General features: G+C 30.1%; 18 protein-coding genes. 6 read left to right on the forward strand and 12 right to left on the reverse strand.

The features are described 5' to 3' along the window. Nucleotides 1-154: 154 nt before the first annotated feature. The 4 genes from Q0997_RS02015 to Q0997_RS02030 all read right to left on the reverse strand — a co-directional run bounded on the left by Q0997_RS02015 (nucleotide 155) and on the right by Q0997_RS02030 (nucleotide 3499). On the reverse strand, nucleotides 155-889 hold the full coding sequence (locus Q0997_RS02015) for a metal ABC transporter ATP-binding protein (RefSeq protein ID WP_299883928.1): 735 nt from the start codon (nucleotides 887-889) through the stop codon (nucleotides 155-157). A gap of 156 nt (nucleotides 890-1045) precedes the next feature. Next, nucleotides 1046-1954 (reverse strand): zinc ABC transporter substrate-binding protein, encoded by a 909-nt coding sequence (locus tag Q0997_RS02020; protein WP_299883930.1) that lies wholly within the window; start codon nucleotides 1952-1954, stop codon nucleotides 1046-1048. Nucleotides 1955-1995: 41 nt separating this feature from the next. After that, the gene (locus tag Q0997_RS02025) at nucleotides 1996-2796 is read right to left on the reverse strand and encodes a transporter (protein ID WP_299883932.1); all 801 of its coding nucleotides are present in this window, start codon (nucleotides 2794-2796) and stop codon (nucleotides 1996-1998) included. A 43-nt stretch (nucleotides 2797-2839) separates the two neighbouring features. Further along, nucleotides 2840-3499 carry a metal-dependent transcriptional regulator gene (locus tag Q0997_RS02030; protein ID WP_299883934.1) on the reverse strand — a complete coding sequence of 220 codons (660 nt, stop codon included), beginning with the start codon at nucleotides 3497-3499 and terminating at the stop codon, nucleotides 2840-2842. A 119-nt stretch (nucleotides 3500-3618) separates the two neighbouring features. Here Q0997_RS02030 and Q0997_RS02035 point away from each other — a divergent pair, with 119 nt between their 5' ends. After that, complete coding sequence (locus Q0997_RS02035; RefSeq protein ID WP_299883936.1) at nucleotides 3619-4029, forward strand: hypothetical protein; 411 nt, start codon at nucleotides 3619-3621, stop codon at nucleotides 4027-4029. A 1-nt stretch (nucleotide 4030) separates the two neighbouring features. Here Q0997_RS02035 and Q0997_RS02040 read toward each other — a convergent pair whose 3' ends face one another. Both Q0997_RS02040 and Q0997_RS02045 read right to left on the reverse strand, forming a co-directional pair. After that, entirely contained in the window at nucleotides 4031-4822 is a 792-nt protein-coding gene (locus Q0997_RS02040; protein WP_299883938.1) for a tetratricopeptide repeat protein, read from the reverse strand. Nucleotides 4823-4824: 2 nt separating this feature from the next. After that, nucleotides 4825-5391 carry a sigma-70 family RNA polymerase sigma factor gene (locus Q0997_RS02045; RefSeq protein ID WP_299883940.1) on the reverse strand — a complete coding sequence of 189 codons (567 nt, stop codon included), beginning with the start codon at nucleotides 5389-5391 and terminating at the stop codon, nucleotides 4825-4827. 296 nt (nucleotides 5392-5687) lie between these two features. On the opposite strand from Q0997_RS02045, the gene Q0997_RS02050 reads away from it, so the two are divergent. From Q0997_RS02050 to Q0997_RS02060, 3 genes are all read left to right on the forward strand, one after another. Next, nucleotides 5688-5813, forward strand: a complete 126-nt coding sequence (locus Q0997_RS02050) for a hypothetical protein (RefSeq protein ID WP_299883942.1) — start codon at nucleotides 5688-5690, stop codon at nucleotides 5811-5813. Nucleotides 5814-6142: 329 nt separating this feature from the next. Continuing rightward, complete coding sequence (locus tag Q0997_RS02055) at nucleotides 6143-7438, forward strand: S8 family serine peptidase (RefSeq protein ID WP_299883944.1); 1296 nt, start codon at nucleotides 6143-6145, stop codon at nucleotides 7436-7438. 89 nt (nucleotides 7439-7527) lie between these two features. After that, nucleotides 7528-10212, forward strand: coding sequence for a CHAT domain-containing protein (locus tag Q0997_RS02060; RefSeq protein WP_299883946.1), 2685 nt, complete (start codon nucleotides 7528-7530; stop codon nucleotides 10210-10212). Nucleotides 10213-10246: 34 nt separating this feature from the next. On the opposite strand, the gene Q0997_RS02065 is transcribed toward Q0997_RS02060, so the two are convergent. Both Q0997_RS02065 and Q0997_RS02070 read right to left on the reverse strand, forming a co-directional pair. After that, the gene (locus Q0997_RS02065) at nucleotides 10247-10765 is read right to left on the reverse strand and encodes a hypothetical protein (protein WP_299883948.1); all 519 of its coding nucleotides are present in this window, start codon (nucleotides 10763-10765) and stop codon (nucleotides 10247-10249) included. A 19-nt stretch (nucleotides 10766-10784) separates the two neighbouring features. Further along, entirely contained in the window at nucleotides 10785-10922 is a 138-nt protein-coding gene (locus Q0997_RS02070) for a class I lanthipeptide (protein ID WP_299883950.1), read from the reverse strand. 185 nt (nucleotides 10923-11107) lie between these two features. On the opposite strand from Q0997_RS02070, the gene Q0997_RS02075 reads away from it, so the two are divergent. Both Q0997_RS02075 and Q0997_RS02080 read left to right on the forward strand, forming a co-directional pair. Next, nucleotides 11108-12340: a hypothetical protein gene (locus Q0997_RS02075; RefSeq protein ID WP_299883952.1), complete on the forward strand. Its 1233-nt coding sequence runs from the start codon at nucleotides 11108-11110 to the stop codon at nucleotides 12338-12340. Between the two features lie 20 nt (nucleotides 12341-12360). Beyond that, nucleotides 12361-13857 carry a M43 family zinc metalloprotease gene (locus Q0997_RS02080; protein ID WP_299883954.1) on the forward strand — a complete coding sequence of 499 codons (1497 nt, stop codon included), beginning with the start codon at nucleotides 12361-12363 and terminating at the stop codon, nucleotides 13855-13857. 53 nt (nucleotides 13858-13910) lie between these two features. Here Q0997_RS02080 and Q0997_RS02085 read toward each other — a convergent pair whose 3' ends face one another. From Q0997_RS02085 to Q0997_RS02100, 4 genes are all read right to left on the reverse strand, one after another. After that, the gene (locus tag Q0997_RS02085) at nucleotides 13911-14144 is read right to left on the reverse strand and encodes a hypothetical protein (protein WP_299883956.1); all 234 of its coding nucleotides are present in this window, start codon (nucleotides 14142-14144) and stop codon (nucleotides 13911-13913) included. 42 nt (nucleotides 14145-14186) lie between these two features. Continuing rightward, on the reverse strand, nucleotides 14187-14318 hold the full coding sequence (locus Q0997_RS02090) for a FeoB-associated Cys-rich membrane protein (protein ID WP_299883958.1): 132 nt from the start codon (nucleotides 14316-14318) through the stop codon (nucleotides 14187-14189). A gap of 102 nt (nucleotides 14319-14420) precedes the next feature. Continuing rightward, entirely contained in the window at nucleotides 14421-16520 is a 2100-nt protein-coding gene (gene feoB, locus Q0997_RS02095; RefSeq protein ID WP_299883960.1) for a ferrous iron transport protein B, read from the reverse strand. Then, nucleotides 16513-16746, reverse strand: a complete 234-nt coding sequence (locus Q0997_RS02100) for a FeoA family protein (protein WP_299883962.1) — start codon at nucleotides 16744-16746, stop codon at nucleotides 16513-16515. The genes feoB and Q0997_RS02100 overlap by 8 nt, the downstream gene beginning before the upstream one ends. Nucleotides 16747-16805: the final 59 nt, after the last annotated feature.

Here is a 16805-nt window from a genome sequence, read left to right on the forward strand (position 1 = left end):
TAGAGGTTAGTTTAGATTCTTTGTTTCGTTCAGAAATTACATTTCCTGTTTTTAAAAAAGTTTCTCGATACAATTTTTTCATTCTTCAAAAATCACTCGAAGTGACGTTATTTTTTATTAGAGTATGCACTGCAAACTGAATACTGCAAATTTTTTATTCCTGTATACTTACTTTATAATTAATACCATAAGTCTTAGTTAAATTATCATCATTAAAGATGTCTTTAACTGGACCTGTTGCAATCTTTTTTACGTTTAAAAAGGTTACCCAATCAAAATATTCAGGAACAGTTTGTAAATCATGATGTACTACAATTACTGTTTTACCTGCTTTTCTTAGTTCTTTTAATATATTAATGATTGCAATTTCGGTAGTAGCATCTACACCTTGAAAAGGTTCATCCATAAAATAGATTGAAGCATTTTGTACTAATGCTCTGGCTAAGAAAATACGTTGTTGTTGCCCGCCAGATAGTTGACTAATTTGCCTTCCTTTAAAGGCTAGCATACCTACTTTTTCTAAAGCTTCTAAAGCTGCTTTTTTTTCTTTTTGTTTTGGACGTTTAATCCAGCCTAAACTACCATAGGTTCCCATCATTACAACATCTAAGGCAGTAGTTGGGAAATCCCAATCCACACTTCCTTTTTGAGGAACATAAGCCACCAGTTGACGTTGTTTTTCATATGGTTTATCATATATACTTACGCTACCAGCAATAGGTTTTAAGATCCCTAAAATAGATTTAATAAGTGTTGATTTTCCTGCGCCGTTAGGTCCAACAATAGCCATTAAAACACCTTCAGGAATTTCTAAATCGATATCCCAAAGAACAGGTTTGTAGTTATAGGCTACTGTAAGATCATCGACTTTTACGGCTATTTGTTTCATTAATTTGTTTTTTTTCGTCAGTTAGAGTGATTCCCAAATTTTTATTAGGAATTATATCGAGGACTTTTTAAAAAATACTTCTCGATACAATTTTTTTCATTCTTCAAAAATTACTCGAAGTGACGTTATCTTTTATTCAGAGTAATTAATGTAAATTTATTTTAAGGCGTTTACAATAGTATTTACATTATACTCAAACATGCCTATGTAAGTGCCTTCTACTGTCCCAGCATTTCCAAGAGCATCAGAGTATAATGTGCCACCAATAATTACTTCGTGACCTTTAGACTTTACAGCCGCTTGTAATGCTTCAATAGTTCGTTTTGGTACAGAGCTTTCTACAAAAATAGCTTTTACTTTATTTTCTATAATAAAAGCAGCTAATTTTTGAACATCTTGTACTCCAGCTTCAGTAGCAGTACTTAACCCTTGTAATCCTACAACATTAAAACCATAATTTTTCCCAAAATAATTAAAAGCATCGTGTGCAGTTACTAATATTCGTTGTGCTTTAGGAAGTGTCTCAATAGTTGTTGCTACCTTAGTTTCTAAAGCATTTAATTTCTCAATAAATAACGTTTCGTTTTTAATAAAGTTTGCTTTATTCTCAGGATTTTTTTCAGATAAAACAGTAGTTACTTTTTTAGCAAATTGTTTAAAATAAGCAATGTTAAACCATACATGAGGATCGTAATTTGAGGCAAAATAATCTGAACCTATTAATCCAGATTTATCTAATTGATCTGCAAGAGCAATAGGTGATTGGGTTTTCATTTTTTCAAAAACTTCAACTAACTTGCCTTCTAAATGCAAACCATTATAAAAAATAATATCGGCATTTAATAGTTTAGAAACGTCTCCTTCACTGGCTTTATATAAGTGCGGATCGACACCACTTCCCATTAAGCCACTAACAGTTACAAAATCGCCACCAATGTTTTTTACTAAATCGGTAATCATTGTAGTGGTTGTTACAATGTTTAGTTTTCCATCTTCTTTTTTTACTTCATTTTTACAGCTAAAAATGACCGTTAATATAAGTAGTATAATTATGTTTTTTTTCATTGATTTTTTTTTTTTTCATTCCCATAAACACGGAAACCTTGTTATTTAAATACTCTAAAACTTGCTCCTAAACCAAATAGTAAATCTTGACCTTTAGTAATACTTGTACCCGCATAAATATCTAATTGTAGATCATTAGTAACGAGATAAGTTAATCCTGCATCCCAATAATGGTTGGCTTTATTGTCTTCTGGTAAATCGCCATATAACTCAGCATAAAAACCAAAGGCATCTGTTATACTATAGCCATATGCTACTGTGTAAACAGCTGCTGCTTCTGCAGAATCATCTCCCCATTGACCACCAAGGTTGTAGCCAATACTTGATTTTTCGCTCAAAGTATGAGATAATGAGAATCTAAAATCGATGCCTGTGCTTTCCGGGCGATAATCACTTGATGCAGTAAATATTGGAAAAACATGACCAATAAGTGCTATTTCTGGCATAGCTCCTTTTTCTTCGGCGATGTCAATTTTTACGCCTAAAAGTAGAGGTGAGAACCCACTAGTGACATCGTCTAAAGTGTTTCCGTTTAATTTAGTCTGTCCTTCAGTAAAATCCCAACCAACACGTAGCTCCATATTATCGAGAATACCATAACGCACTAAAGTTGTGTTATAAGTATAGTTTTCTGTCTTGACTTTATTTTCTTCAAAAGAGTCGTAAATACCTCCTGTTTCTATTTGTAGAACACCTTTACCAACAGTTGAAGATGCTTCAGTTGCATCCGGTCTATCTGTTACTAAAGCGCTTTGAGTTTCTTCCTCTTGAGCATATGCATTAAAAGTGCCTGCTAAAAGTAAAACTGTTAAAGTTAGTTTGGTGGTTTTAATTAATTTCATTTGGTAATTCTTATGGTTTTTTAATGTTATTATCTATTAACTGTTAGTTTATTTCATCAACATAAATAATATTAGTAAAATCTTGATTTAAAACTATTGTGTTGTTATTAATTGAAATTTGAGTCATTTTATTACTACTAAATTGCTTTGTGACCAAAATAGTATTACCATATTTTAAGCCGTTTTGAGTGCAAAAGTCAAAAAATTCTTTATCATCACTCATCAATCTAGAAATTACATATTCTTTATTTTCTATGGTTTTAGATAAGGCTATTGAGGTATTGGTTGTTGTTATTTCTCCATTCTCATTTGGAATAGGATCTCCATGAGGATCAAACTTTGGATTACCTAGATACTCACTAATTTTATTAGCTAAAAAATTTGAAGTTTCGTGTTCTAAAAGTTCTGCTTCTCGATGAATATCATGCAGAGACATATCAAAAGTTTTATATAAAAATGCTTCCCATAGTCTATGCTTTCTTACTACATTTAATGCCATTTTTTCACCTTTTTTGGTGAGTTTTAAGGCTTTGTACTTTTCATAATGTAATATATCTTTAGTCGCTAATTTTTTAGCCATGTCTGTTGCTGCTGCGTTAGATATACCAAGTTTTTTGGCAATATTACCTGGCTTGGTGTTATTGCTATCATTATTATTATTTTTATAAATAGCTTTTACAAAATTCTCTATTGCTACAGACATTTACTTGTGCTTTAATTAATTTTTAAGTAAGCTTAAATTTTTTTCAAATATAACTAAAATTTTAAAAAATTATATAGTTTGGTACGATTTAAGCTATATTTATAATGTAAATTATTATTATGAAAACAGTATTATTCTTTTTTGCATTAGCAATTTCTACTTTAAGCTATGCACAAGACTCAACTAAAGTAAAGGTAGAAACTCCCAAAATTGTAAATAAATTACAGTATGGAAAATCGGTTTCTGTAAACGATATAGAAGTTAAATTTGTGGAATTAGTTAGTGATTCTCGTTGCCCACAAGGTGTGTCTTGTGTTTGGGCTGGTGAAGTTGTTATTTTAGTAGATGTATTAGAAAATGGTAAAAAAATAGATACTAAAAAAATGACTTTTAATGCAGTAGGTAAAGCTAATGATATATACATCTCTGATGGCTTAAGTATCTCAGGTGTAAATATCTCTCCTTATCCAGTATATGGTAAAAAGATCGCTCTAGAAGATTATAAAATGCAATTATATATTAAGAACTAGCTTATTCTAGTTTATTTAATAATTCTTTAGCTTTTTTATTATTATTCATTTTTTGTAATTGCTCTATAGCCTTTTCTGTATCGTCAATTTTTAAATATGTTAAAGCTAAATACCAGTAGGCTTTGGAAGCATCTAAATTTTCAGAATCTGAGACTTTTGTAAACGCCTCTATTGCTTTATTTATATTATTCATTTCTAAATGAGAAATACCTAAATATAATAGTACTGTTGAATTATATGTTTCGGGGTTGGTTTTTATCCAATCTTGAAAAGCAATAGCTGCTTTATCATAGTTTTTTGCCTTAAAAAAACGCTCACCGTTTACTAAGTATTCATTGTTATCTCCTCTTAAGGTTAAAGATGGTAATTGGTTCCAATCTTTATAATTACTATAAAGTTCTAAATTACTAGGAGTACTATTAAGACGATAACCTAAATAGACACAGCATAAAATAGCAGCAACAGCTATAACTTTATAAAATAATTTAAAAGTATTATTGCTTTTTGGTGGGTTTTCAAAATAACTAGATTCTGCATTAGTAATGGCTTCTTTTATAGCTTTAGCCTTGTTGCTTTTATAGTAAGTTTCGTATGCTTTAACGTCTTCTTTAAACTGTTCTAAAGGCAAGTTACTCCAGTCGTTTTCACTAAAATTTGCATACAGTTCTTTACAAATAGCAAAGTAGTCTTTGAATTCTTTATCGGTTTCAAGCTCTTTTTTAAAAGCCGTAACGTCGTCTGCATTCATTAACCCAGAAAGATAGGCATGTATGTGTTCTGCTTGATGGTTCATAACTAGTTTAACTTTTTAAAACGTTTATCTCTTTGAATAATTTCTGTTAAACGCTTTTTGCATTTAAAAATACGTTGCCTTACTACATTTCCTGTATTATAGCCTAATTCTAAAGCAATCTCCTCGTATGGTTTTTTTTGAAAAGCATAACCTAAAAGCGTTCTACAGTTTTCTGTTAATTCTTGTAGTTTTTCTCTAAATAAGTCCCAACGTTCTAACTCTACGGTTGCCAATCCTAAATCATGCTCTTCATTAACGAGTTCCATCACCTGTGGATTTGTTACCCTATTTTTTTTCTTATTTAAAGCCCTTTTCCATAGATTTTTGCAAGCCGTAAATAAATACCCTTCAAAAGTAGAATTAATAGTAAACTCCTTAACAGTTATTCTTGCAGTAATTTGTAATAAGGCTTTTTGGAATACATCTTTAGCGTCTTGTAATTCGCCATTGTTTTTACGAACAAACCCTAATACTTTAGGGAAAATTAGCTTGTAAATTTCTGCTATACCTTTTTCGTCTTTATTAATAAGACTGTTTAATAAATAATCGTCTTTCTCGCTGTTGGTCATAGATATAAGAAAAATAAACTATCTGTTATATATTTTGATAAAATTCGTCAATTCGAGTGAATTTTTCGATTGAAAATGAGAAAAACTTGTATCGAGAATAGAATTTTTGCTCTAAATATGTTCTCGATACGGTTTTTTATATAATTTTTAATTCAAAATGCACAACGGGTTAAACTATTGATTTGTATTTGGTATAAGTATAGGTTATGAAATTAAGGTTTTAAATAATAAAACCTAATCACTCCCGTTTTTTATATATACACTATTGTATTTAACTTAAAAACCTATTAAATATTATGAATACGGAAACAACAAAAAATACTAAAATTGAAATTTTTAAAGCTTTTGAAACAAACAAATCACACCTTATTCTTGGTGGGAGTAGACTTGGAGAAACAGAAGCAGACCCAGACCTTGAATAGAGTTAAACAATAAATAAAGACCATTAAATTTATATATTAAAGTTGAACAATAATTGTATTGTTCAGCTTTTTTTGTTTTAAATAGCCTTTTTAGGAACTCGAATTGTTATTTTAGAAAATAATGTGTGTTGTAAGTCTAGATCTAACTCTTTTCATTTTTTAATAAATTATTTAAAAATTAGGGTAACATTTTAGAAGTTGAAGAACCTCTCTAAAAATAGAACTTATTAAGTATAAACTGTAACACTTTATAATACTTGTAGTCTTATGGTACTAAATAATATGTTTCTATAAATATTTAAATTATTAACCTTTAATTAATTAAAATTATGAGAACGATTAAATCCCTAATGTGTATTGCAGGTGTATTTCTGTTATTATTTAATAGTTGTAGTACAGAGGAAGATTTTGAATCTAGAAATGATATTAAACAAGAAACTGAAAACAAAAAGACAGTAAAAAAGGATGTTCAAGGAGGTTTAGAAGAAGTTACAACTCCTGAGTATGTAAATAACCAATTAATAATAAGATTTCGTGAGCAATTAGAAAACGAGACGGACTATGAGTATAATAGAATGAAATCTGAAAAAATGGTGATTTATGAAGCTGTAGACGCTGAACCTTGCAGTTGTGAAGATGATCGGATAGTGCTTTGGACTTTTCCAGATGATATAAATATAGAAAATAGATTAGGAGAGATGCCACTAGATGACGATTTAGATGGGAACCTTCAATTTTTATTCAGGAGTGATACAAATCAAACGAATTGGTATACTCCTATTAGTGGGTCTATATCAAATAAAGTGGCAACAAACAATAGTGGAGTAACTATAGCTGTAATAGATTCTGGGGTTAATTATAATTATGAAGGGTTTTCTTCTGGGTTTTTATATAAAAACACTAATGAGTGCTCAAATGAAGATGTAATTTCTGGACGTAACTTTGTAGAATCAGGAACCTTTCCTTTCGATGATAATGGACATGGTACAGTTGTAACTAGTTTGATTACAGATCAATTAGATGATGCAAATACAAATTACCAAATTTTACCAATAAAAATATTTGACCATAATGGTAATACGTCATCTTTTAAGGTTACGTGTGCTTTAAGTTATGCTACTAGAAATAATGATGTAGATATTATTGTTAGTAGTTTTGGATGGTATCATGAAGATAGAAGCTTTGTCTTAGACCTTATGCAAGAAGTAGAAAATGACAAACTATTAATAGCTTCTGCGGGTAATGCTAATGTTGATAGTGATTATGATAGTGGTGTGCATTTTCCTTCAGGATATGCTTTAAATAATATATTATCTATTGCCGCTACTAATTCAAGTACATTTAACACCACACTAACAAATACAAGTTTAGAACTTGCTTGGTATTCAAATTACGGAATTAATAGTGTGGATATAGCAGCGCCAGGATTAAATATTCCATTTGTTTTTAATTCGAATACTTATAATGTGAGTGGAACATCTTTTGCTAATGCATATGCTGCAGGAAGAACAGCTCTTTTATTTAATTCAACTACTCCTTTAAACCTTAAAAATGCAATCATTAGTGATGCAAATGTTTATACATCATTAAAAAATAAAGTAAAATATTGGAGTGCTTTAGATTAAAAGTTAATTAAGTGTATTTTAGATTAAAAATAGAGTCTTTATAAAAATTAAAGACTCTATTTTTTTATTTTAGAGGATTAAAAGAGATTATGGTTAAGCGTTTTTTTTTCATTATAATTATTACTTTGTTTAATTCTAATGTTTATAGTCAAGATACTTCACCAGTATTAAAAATTATAAAATCAGATAAAAGTAAAATTGAGAAGCAAAATCTATTAGAAACGTTTTTTACTTCTGGAATAGATACTTTAAATAGTGTTGAACAAGGAAACTGTTATCATAATTATGCAACACATTGGTTTCATAAGGCTAAAGATTATACAAATGCTATTAAGTATATAAAAAAAGCTATTGAATTAAAAAAAACTAATAAAGATTCTCTCCCTCAAGTATATAATAAAAGCTTATATAATCTAGGAAGGTTTGAACAAATTTCAGGAAATCATTTTGAAGCTATCAAAGTTTTCGAAGCGCTTATTAAAACAAAATTATTAGATAAATATACAGTTAAGGCATATTCAGCAATTAGTTATTCTTTTAATGTTATAGGGGATTTTAATAAAGCTATAAATTATAGCAATGAGATTGAAAGAAAAGTAATAAAGAATTCTCTTAAACTTAAAGAATTAAGGTTAGTTTACCTTGAAAAGGTTAGAGCATTAGGCCATTTAGGGCGTAATAAACATAGAAAAGATATTGTTTTTTACCTGAATAAAGTTGATTCTATACTCAAAGAAAAACCAAAGAAAAAAGTAGAGACACATTCAAAACAATTTAGAGCTAATCTTTTTATAAGGACTAAACAATATAAAGCAGCTTTACCTCTCTTAAACTTTATTATAGAACAGGAAAGGTATTTGCCTATAGCCTATAACAATATAGCAGTAGCTCATGATGAAATGGGTGATAATGAAAAGGCTATACATCATTATGAAAAGGCTATAAAAGGAGGTTATTTATTAGCATACCAAGGACTAGGGGATTTATATGTAAAAACAAAAAAATTTGAAAATGCAACAATAACATATAATAAAGGTATTTTACATGCTTTTAATTATAATGAAAAATACTTAAACAATTGGTTGCCTTCAAATAAGGATTTAGAATTTATCACAGAAAAAATAGATGTGCTTTATATCCTTAATGCTAAAGCGATGGGGTTAATTGATTACTATAATTTTTCAAATAATAAACATCATTTACAAGAAGCCCTAAAAACATTTCAATTAGCAGATAAACTAGTTGATTTAATCCGATCAGAAAGTACAGAATATCAATCTAAATTATACTGGAGGGAAATAGGGAGTGACTTATATCTTAATGCAGTTAAAGTTTGTAAATATTTAAATAACCCTGAGATGGCTTTTTATTTTATTGAGAAAAATAAAGCCCTATTACTTCTTGAAGATGTTACTAATGAGCAAGCCAAGATTAATAGTAACTTACCAATTGCAGTTGCAAAAAAAGAATTTGAACTAAAACGAGGAATTTATTTAGCGCAAGAACAATTTCTAGAAGCTAAAGACACTACAAAAGCATATAAAATCACATTAGAAGATGCTATTTTTGAAAAAAAGCGACATTTCGAAAAATTTATAGATTCTATTGCCATACTTTACCCAAAGTATGCTGCGTCTAAAAAGAATATTAAGCTTAGTACTAGCAAAGCTATAAGACAAATATTAAAGACAAATAATCAAGTATTGTTGCAATACATATTAGGAGAGAATGAAGGCTATTTAGTTTATGGTGCTCATGAAAAAATGATGTTATTTCCTATAACCAATGTTCCTAAGCTACAAGGTAATATTATACAGTTGTTAAAACAATTACAAGCACCTTTACAAACCCAAACAGAGTTATCAACTTTTAAAGCCTATGCTGGTAATGTTTTTAATACTTTAATTCCGGAAGAAATACAAGATGAATTAAAAGGGAAGCATATTATTATTGTTCCAGACCAAGTATTACAAAAACTGCCTTTTGAAGCATTAGTAAATAAGAAAAACGATCACTATTTTATTGAAGATTCGCAAATAAGTTATGCGTATTCTATGTCGCATTTACAAGCATTAAATACCGTGCAATACGATACAAAAAAAGAGCTTTTAGCATTTGCTCCGGTGGACTTTAGCGATAAATCGTTGCCAAAATTACCTTTAAGTGCAATAGAATTGCAAAACATTGAAGCGCAATATTCTGGAAATATTTTTACACATAATAAAGCTAGTAAAACCGCCTTTTTAGAACATGTTAAAGATCATAATATATTGCATTTATCTACACATGCAGAATTAGGAGACAATGGTAATCCTTGGATAGCTTTTGCAGATAGTAAAATGACACTTAATGAGATTTACGCCACTAAAATGAACTCAGACATGGTAGTGTTGAGCGCTTGCCAAACAGGATTAGGAGAAGTAAAAAAAGGAGAAGGCGTTATGAGTTTAGCGCGTGGTTTTTTTAGTGCAGGCACAAAGAGTGTTGTGTCTTCTTTGTGGAGTGTAAACGATAAATCTAATGAAGTATTAATGTCTAACTTTTATAAATTTTTATCGCAAGGAGATAATAAAGCGACAGCCTTACATAAAGCCAAATTAAATTATTTAAATACGCACGATGGTGTTGAGAAATCACCGCATTTTTGGGCACCTTTAGTATTAGTAGGAGATACTAGTGCCATTGCTAAAGACTCTTATATGTTTTTATGGGTATTAGTAGCAGTATTAATACTTGTGTTAATATATTTTATTACTAAAAAGAGGTTAAAATAAAAGCCAAAGATTCTTTCCTTGGCTTTTATAATGATTACATGTCTATTGGATCCATTGGGTCGGTTAAATAACATGGTCCACTTGTTGCTGGCATATAAAATGTTTTAAAAAAAGCACAATCATTTTGTCCTGGCTCATTAAATAGAGTAGAAGGATTTACATAATTGAGTTTTACAGTCATAGTCCAATACGATGCTGGATAATCTACAGGTAAATCTTTGCTAAATACAAAACGGTAGTCATCATTTCCGTATTGGTTTGCTTGACCTAAATAAATCCAAGTACTAGCCTTTCTACCGTATACATGAATTGAGTTGTAGTAAGTGGAGTTAATACTGCATAATTCAATGTCGTAAGAGTATCTTATCTTATTTTTAAGCGTACATTTATTGACATCTACATTAAGAATCTTAGTAGGTGGTGTTCTAATATCTTTTAACATTTGAGTGTCTTGATATTCTATAGATTCATCTATTGTATCTACTTCATTTGGGCTGCATGAAGCCATTAACGATAAAAGCATGATAATTATTAATAAACTGATTCTTTGCATAATTATATTTTTTAAATTGTTAGTATTCTTTATTTTTTCTACTTGTTCTTGAAACACTTATAGTTCCTCCTTTTATTTTAGATGTTTCTACGCTATTTAGCGTGCTTATTTTTAGCTTATTAAGCGCTAATTTGTTTGTCTTCAGTTTTGTTTTCATAATGTTACGTTTTAAAGATTTTTAATTGAATCGATTCATCTAGTGGTTCATCAAGGTTTTAAATGTTACCCTATTTTTTTCAAGAATAAATTTTCAAAAAATATTAGGGTAACATTTTTTAAGAGGTAGAACCAATAGATGAATCGATTCATTAAACGGATAGAAAAACTTTTAAAATTTTAACAATGAAAAATATAAAAACAACATTATTAAGTTTATGTGTAACAGTTGTAGTAAGCTTATGTAATGCGCAAACTCAAGAAACAGCTTTTGCTAATCAAACAAATGCAACTTTAGCCACTAGTAATGGAAGTGGTGCAATTACAGAAACATTTATAGGGAATTTTGCTGGTCAGTCTATGAGTAATGGGAATAATACTTGGCATAATACATTTATTGGAGCCAACTCTGGACAAAATACGATTAATGGAAACCTTAATACTTTTATAGGAAGTCAATCGGGAATTAGTAATACTTCTGGAAATGAAAATGTGTTTCTTGGTTCTTTTTCTGGCTTATTAAATAATAAAGGACGACTAAATACTTTTATAGGCGCAAGAAGTGGTCAATTGAATTCAACAGGTAGGCAAAATACTTTTTTAGGAGCATATTCAGGAGAAAATAATACTACTGGAATTGGTAATGTATTTATTGGGAATAAATCGGGAGGAAATATTAACACTAATAATCGTTTATTTATTGATAATTCAAATACAAATACACCTTTAATTTATGGAGATTTCGCAAGTAATGTGCTAGGAATCAATACTAATAATCCTCAAGCTATTTTTCATGTTCAAAAAGAAACAAACCCAAACATAAGACTATCTGATGCTAGTAATAGCACATTAGAAATAGGTATCGCTTCAGCGGATACTAATTATAATTCTTTTTCAAAAGCAGGAGATGCAATTTTTAGAACACTTAATGGTGGTAATATGATTTTTAGTATTCCAGGAATTAATGGTGATAGAGAGATATCTTTTGCAACAGAAGGAAGTAAAGTTATGACTATTAAAGAAGTCGATAGTTCTGGAAAAGTTTCAATAGGAACACAAAATACTCCTAATCAATTAGGAACACAAAGCAATACCGTAAATATTAGTAATTATAAATTATTTGTTAGCGGAGGTATTTTAACTGAAGAACTTAGAGTAAGAACTGGATGGGCAGATTATGTTTTTGATAAAACGTACAAACTAAAATCATTGACTGAAGTTGAAAATTACATTGAAAAAAATGGACACTTGCCCAATGTTCCATCAGCAAAGACAGTAGCTGAACAGGGTATTGAAATGGGGAATATTACAAAAATTCAACAAGAGAAAATAGAAGAACTGACACTTTATACCATTCAACAGCAAAAAGAAATAGATAGCTTAAAGAAAATAGTTGACAAACTTTTATCGAGTAAATAGTTTAATTAAAACATTTAATTATGAAAAACATATATATACTATTTACTTTATTTTTTCTATTCATAACGTTCTCCTTTGCGCAGCAAAGAAACTGTGGAACAGATCAAAATTTAGAATATAGATTAAAAAAAGATCCAGAGCTTTTAAAGCGAATGGAAGATATTGAAATAAACACGGAAATAGAAACACTAAAAAGAAGAGATAAGGATTCTTTATATAGTAGAATAATAATTCCTGTAGTTGTTCATGTGTTGTATAGAAACTCAATAGAGAATATTAGTGATGTACAAATAGAATCTCAAATAGATGTATTAAATGAAGATTTTAGACGTAATAACAGTGATGCTAATAATATATGGCCTCAAGCTATAGATACTAGAATAGAGTTTTGTTTAACGACAATAGATCCTAATGGCAACCCAACTAATGGTATTACCAGAAAACAAGTTACACGTAAAGATTGGGGATTAACAAATGACATGAAGAAAGCCTCTCAAGGAGGTGTGAATCCATGGAATACTAATCGTTATCTTAATATATGGATAGTACCTGAAATGATAGGTGGTTTTGGTTTTCCTGTTTTGGGATATGCTCAATATCCTGGAGGTGCAGCTTCCACTGATGGGGTAGTAATAGGATACAATTATTTCGGAAGAATAGGAACACTTACAGCTCCTTATGATAAAGGACGAACAGCTACTCATGAAGTGGGTCACTTTTTAAACTTAAGACATATATGGGGAAATGGTTGTAGTGTAGATGATTTTGTTTTAGATACTCCTTCATCTGATAACGCTAACTATGGCTGTGATACAGGACACGTATCTTGTGGTACAATAGACATGGTGCAGAATTATATGGATTATAGTGATGATGCCTGTATGAACTTATTTACAGAAGGACAAAGAGACAGAATGAGAGCCGTCTTAGTCCCTGGAGGTGCAAGAGCCAGTTTAGCTGCATTAGATTGTGATGGTTGTGTTGGAAATTTAATTATTGATCAAAATGTATTAAATGGTGTTGCAGATAATCAAGAAGCAGAATACACTATTGTAGCTCTAAATACAATAGAGTCTGGTGCTCAAGCTACTTATCATGCCAGTGAAGAGGTGCTGTTAACTTCTAATTTTGATGCTATTAATGGCTCTGTGTTTAGAGCCTATCTTGAAGGTTGTAGTGGTGATTTTGAAAGTAAAGGAAGAGGTGTTTCGAACGAAGAGATTAATTCTACTTATTTAGGTTTAGAAGAAAACATAAGTAAGAATAATCTAAAGATCTACCCTAATCCTGCTAATGAAAATGCCACAATCTCTATAGTTATAGATGAAACAGAAGCTAAAGTAGAAGCGATAGCGGTGCTTTCAATGACAGGAATAGCAATACCACATAAATTTACAAAAGTAGATGGTATACATATAGAATTTAGATTGTCTAATAAAGTAAAACAAGGTATTTACTTTGTTAAAATAACTTTGGAAGATGGGCAAGTAATTAATAAACAACTTTTAGTAAAATAAGTAGTTGTTTTTTAGAAAAGGAGGTTATATATAGCCTCCTTTTTATTTTTAAATTAATGTTTCTTCTTACTATTAAAAAAGGCTTTAAGCGCAAAGACTAAAATAATTTCTATGCCTATAATAAAAGCAACATTTAGAAAGTGTATTTTAAGTACTTCTTTTAAAACAATCGCAGAAATAAAAAAGACAGCACATATAAAAATACCCCCACTTAAATCATTAAAAAAAGAAGATTTTTCAGATTTATAATCAAAATAAAACCCAATAAGAATTATTATTAGTCCCAAAAATTTTAATTGTTAATGCTTAGATTTTTTTTCAAAAGAATTCTAATGACAACCACAATCATCAGTGCCGCAAGCTTTTTTTGTTTTCTTTTTCCAAAAAAACTTTTTAACCAAAAACAATAAAGCAAAAGCTAATGTTGTAAAGACTAATATGTTTTGAATAATAGTGTTCATTTTGTTTTTGTCGTGAAAAAATAAATAATTATACTATAAATTTAATGATTTAGTTTCATTTTATAAGATTGCCACGTCGCTAAATACTCCTCGCAATGACAATTATTTTAAAAACTGATAAGCAATTAGAGCTGTTATATATGCAAAAGCCGTCATAATCACTAATTGGTAGGTTGGCCACTTCCAACTATTAGTTTCTTTCTTTACAATAGCCAATGTACTCATACATTGCATGGCAAAGGCATAAAATAAAAGTAAAGAAATACCAGAAGCAAAATTATACAATGGTTTGCCAGTAATACTATTGATTTCGCCTGCCATTCGTTTGGTTATTGTCTTCTCATCGTCTGCGCCAACACTATAAATAGTTGCTAATGTGCCAACAAAAACTTCACGAGCAGCAAAAGAACTAACAATAGCGATACCAATTTTCCAATCGTAACCTAAAGGTCTAATTGCGGGTTCTATAGCGCGACCAGTAATACCAATAAATGAGTGTTCTAATTTATGAGAGGCTATTTTTTGCTGTAAATCGTCTTCAGATAAATTTTGAGAAGCGTATGCTTTTGTTATTATATCTTCAGCATTATTAAATTGTTCACCAGGACCATAAGATGCTAAAAACCATAGTACAACAGAGATTGCTAAAATAATTTTCCCGGCACCAAAAATGAAAGATTTCGTTTTTTCTATAACGGTTATCGCTACATTTTTAAATAAGGGTAATTTGTAGTTAGGCATTTCTACTACAAAAAAGGTTTTACTCTTTATTTTTAATACTTTATTTAAAATATATGCTGAAAGAACCGCTGTACCAAAACCAATTAAGTATAATAGCATTAGGGTTAATGCCTGGTAGCCTAAACCTAAAAAGTTGCCTTCAGGGATAACTAATGCAATAATAATGAGGTATACAGGTAATCTAGCTGCACAGGTTGTAAAAGGCGTAACTAAAATGGTTATTAAACGTTCTTTCCAACTCTCAATATTACGAGTAGCCATAATAGCAGGAATGGCACAAGCAGTTCCAGAAATAAGAGGAACTACACTTTTACCACTTAATCCAAAACGACGCATTATTCTATCCATTAAAAAGACAACGCGACTCATATAGCCACTTTCTTCAAGGACGGCAATAAATAGGAATAAAAACGCAATTTGTGGTATAAAAATGACAACTCCTCCTAATCCAGGAATAATACCTTCGGCTAATAAATTAGTAAAAACACCAGCTGGTAATGAATTTTTTGTCCAATCGCTAAGAGTAGCAAAAGCCTCATCAATAAATTCCATTGGTATGCTTGACCAGTCGTATATGGCTTGGAAAATAGTTAATAGTATAACAAAGAAAATAGCGTAACCCCAAACTTTATGGGTTAAAATCCGATCAAATTTAGTGCGTAAATCTTTAGCTTGAGAAGCATCAATTGTTTGTCCTTTTTTTAATGTGTTATTAATAAACTGGTAACGTTTTATGGTTTCTTTTTGTTGAAGCCTCTTAAGGTCACTTTTGGATTTAGTTTTAAAACTAGCGATAGCGTCAATTTCCTTTCTATCTGTTTTACCAAAATTCACATCTTGTGTTATAACTAACCAAAGCTTATATAATAACTGATTTGGAAAGGCTTTACGCAATCTGTCGAAATAATCTACATCAATTTCAGAAGCATTTAAACAAGGTGTTATAGACAGGTCTTTATAATTTGTAATAAGTTGTTTTAACTCTGTAATACCTTGGTTTTTTCGAGTACTTATTAATGCTATTTTAGTGTTTAGTTGCGATTCTAAATATGGAATGTCTAACGAAATACCTTTATATTTCATTCTATCGGCCATATTAATAACTAATAAACAAGGGATTTCAAGGTCTTTAATTTGTGTAAAAAGAAGTAAGTTACGCTTCAAGTTTTCTACATCACTTACCACAACTGCTACATCTGGAAAATCTTTATCATTACGATTTAAAAGTAGTTCAATCACTACATTCTCATCTAATGAAGAGGCATTTAGGCTATAAGTTCCCGGTAAATCTATAATGTGGGCTTTAACACCACGCGGTAATTTACAAATACCTTGTTTTTTTTCTACAGTAATCCCAGGGTAATTACCAACTTGCTGGTTTAATCCTGTAAGGGCATTAAAAACTGATGTTTTTCCAGTATTAGGATTTCCTATTAAAGCGACATTTAACTGTTTACTCATCTATTTTGTCAATTAAAATATGAATAGCAGTCTCTTTTCTAATGGCTAAATGGCTTCCATTAATATTTAAATACATGGGGTCTGCAAAAGGAGCGACTTGAACTAATTCTACATTATTGCCAGGTAAACAACCCATTTCTAACAATTTTAAAGGAATTAATTCTGAAGAAACATCACTAATTATTCCCTTTTCACCACGTTTTAAATCTGCTAATGTATATTCCAAGCTTATTTAGATTGATTTTAAAGAAGCAAAAGTAATGGAAAATAATAGGCTAAAAAAAT

The sequence above is a fragment of the uncultured Lacinutrix sp. genome (assembly GCF_947500325.1).
GTDB lineage: Bacteria > Bacteroidota > Bacteroidia > Flavobacteriales > Flavobacteriaceae > Lacinutrix.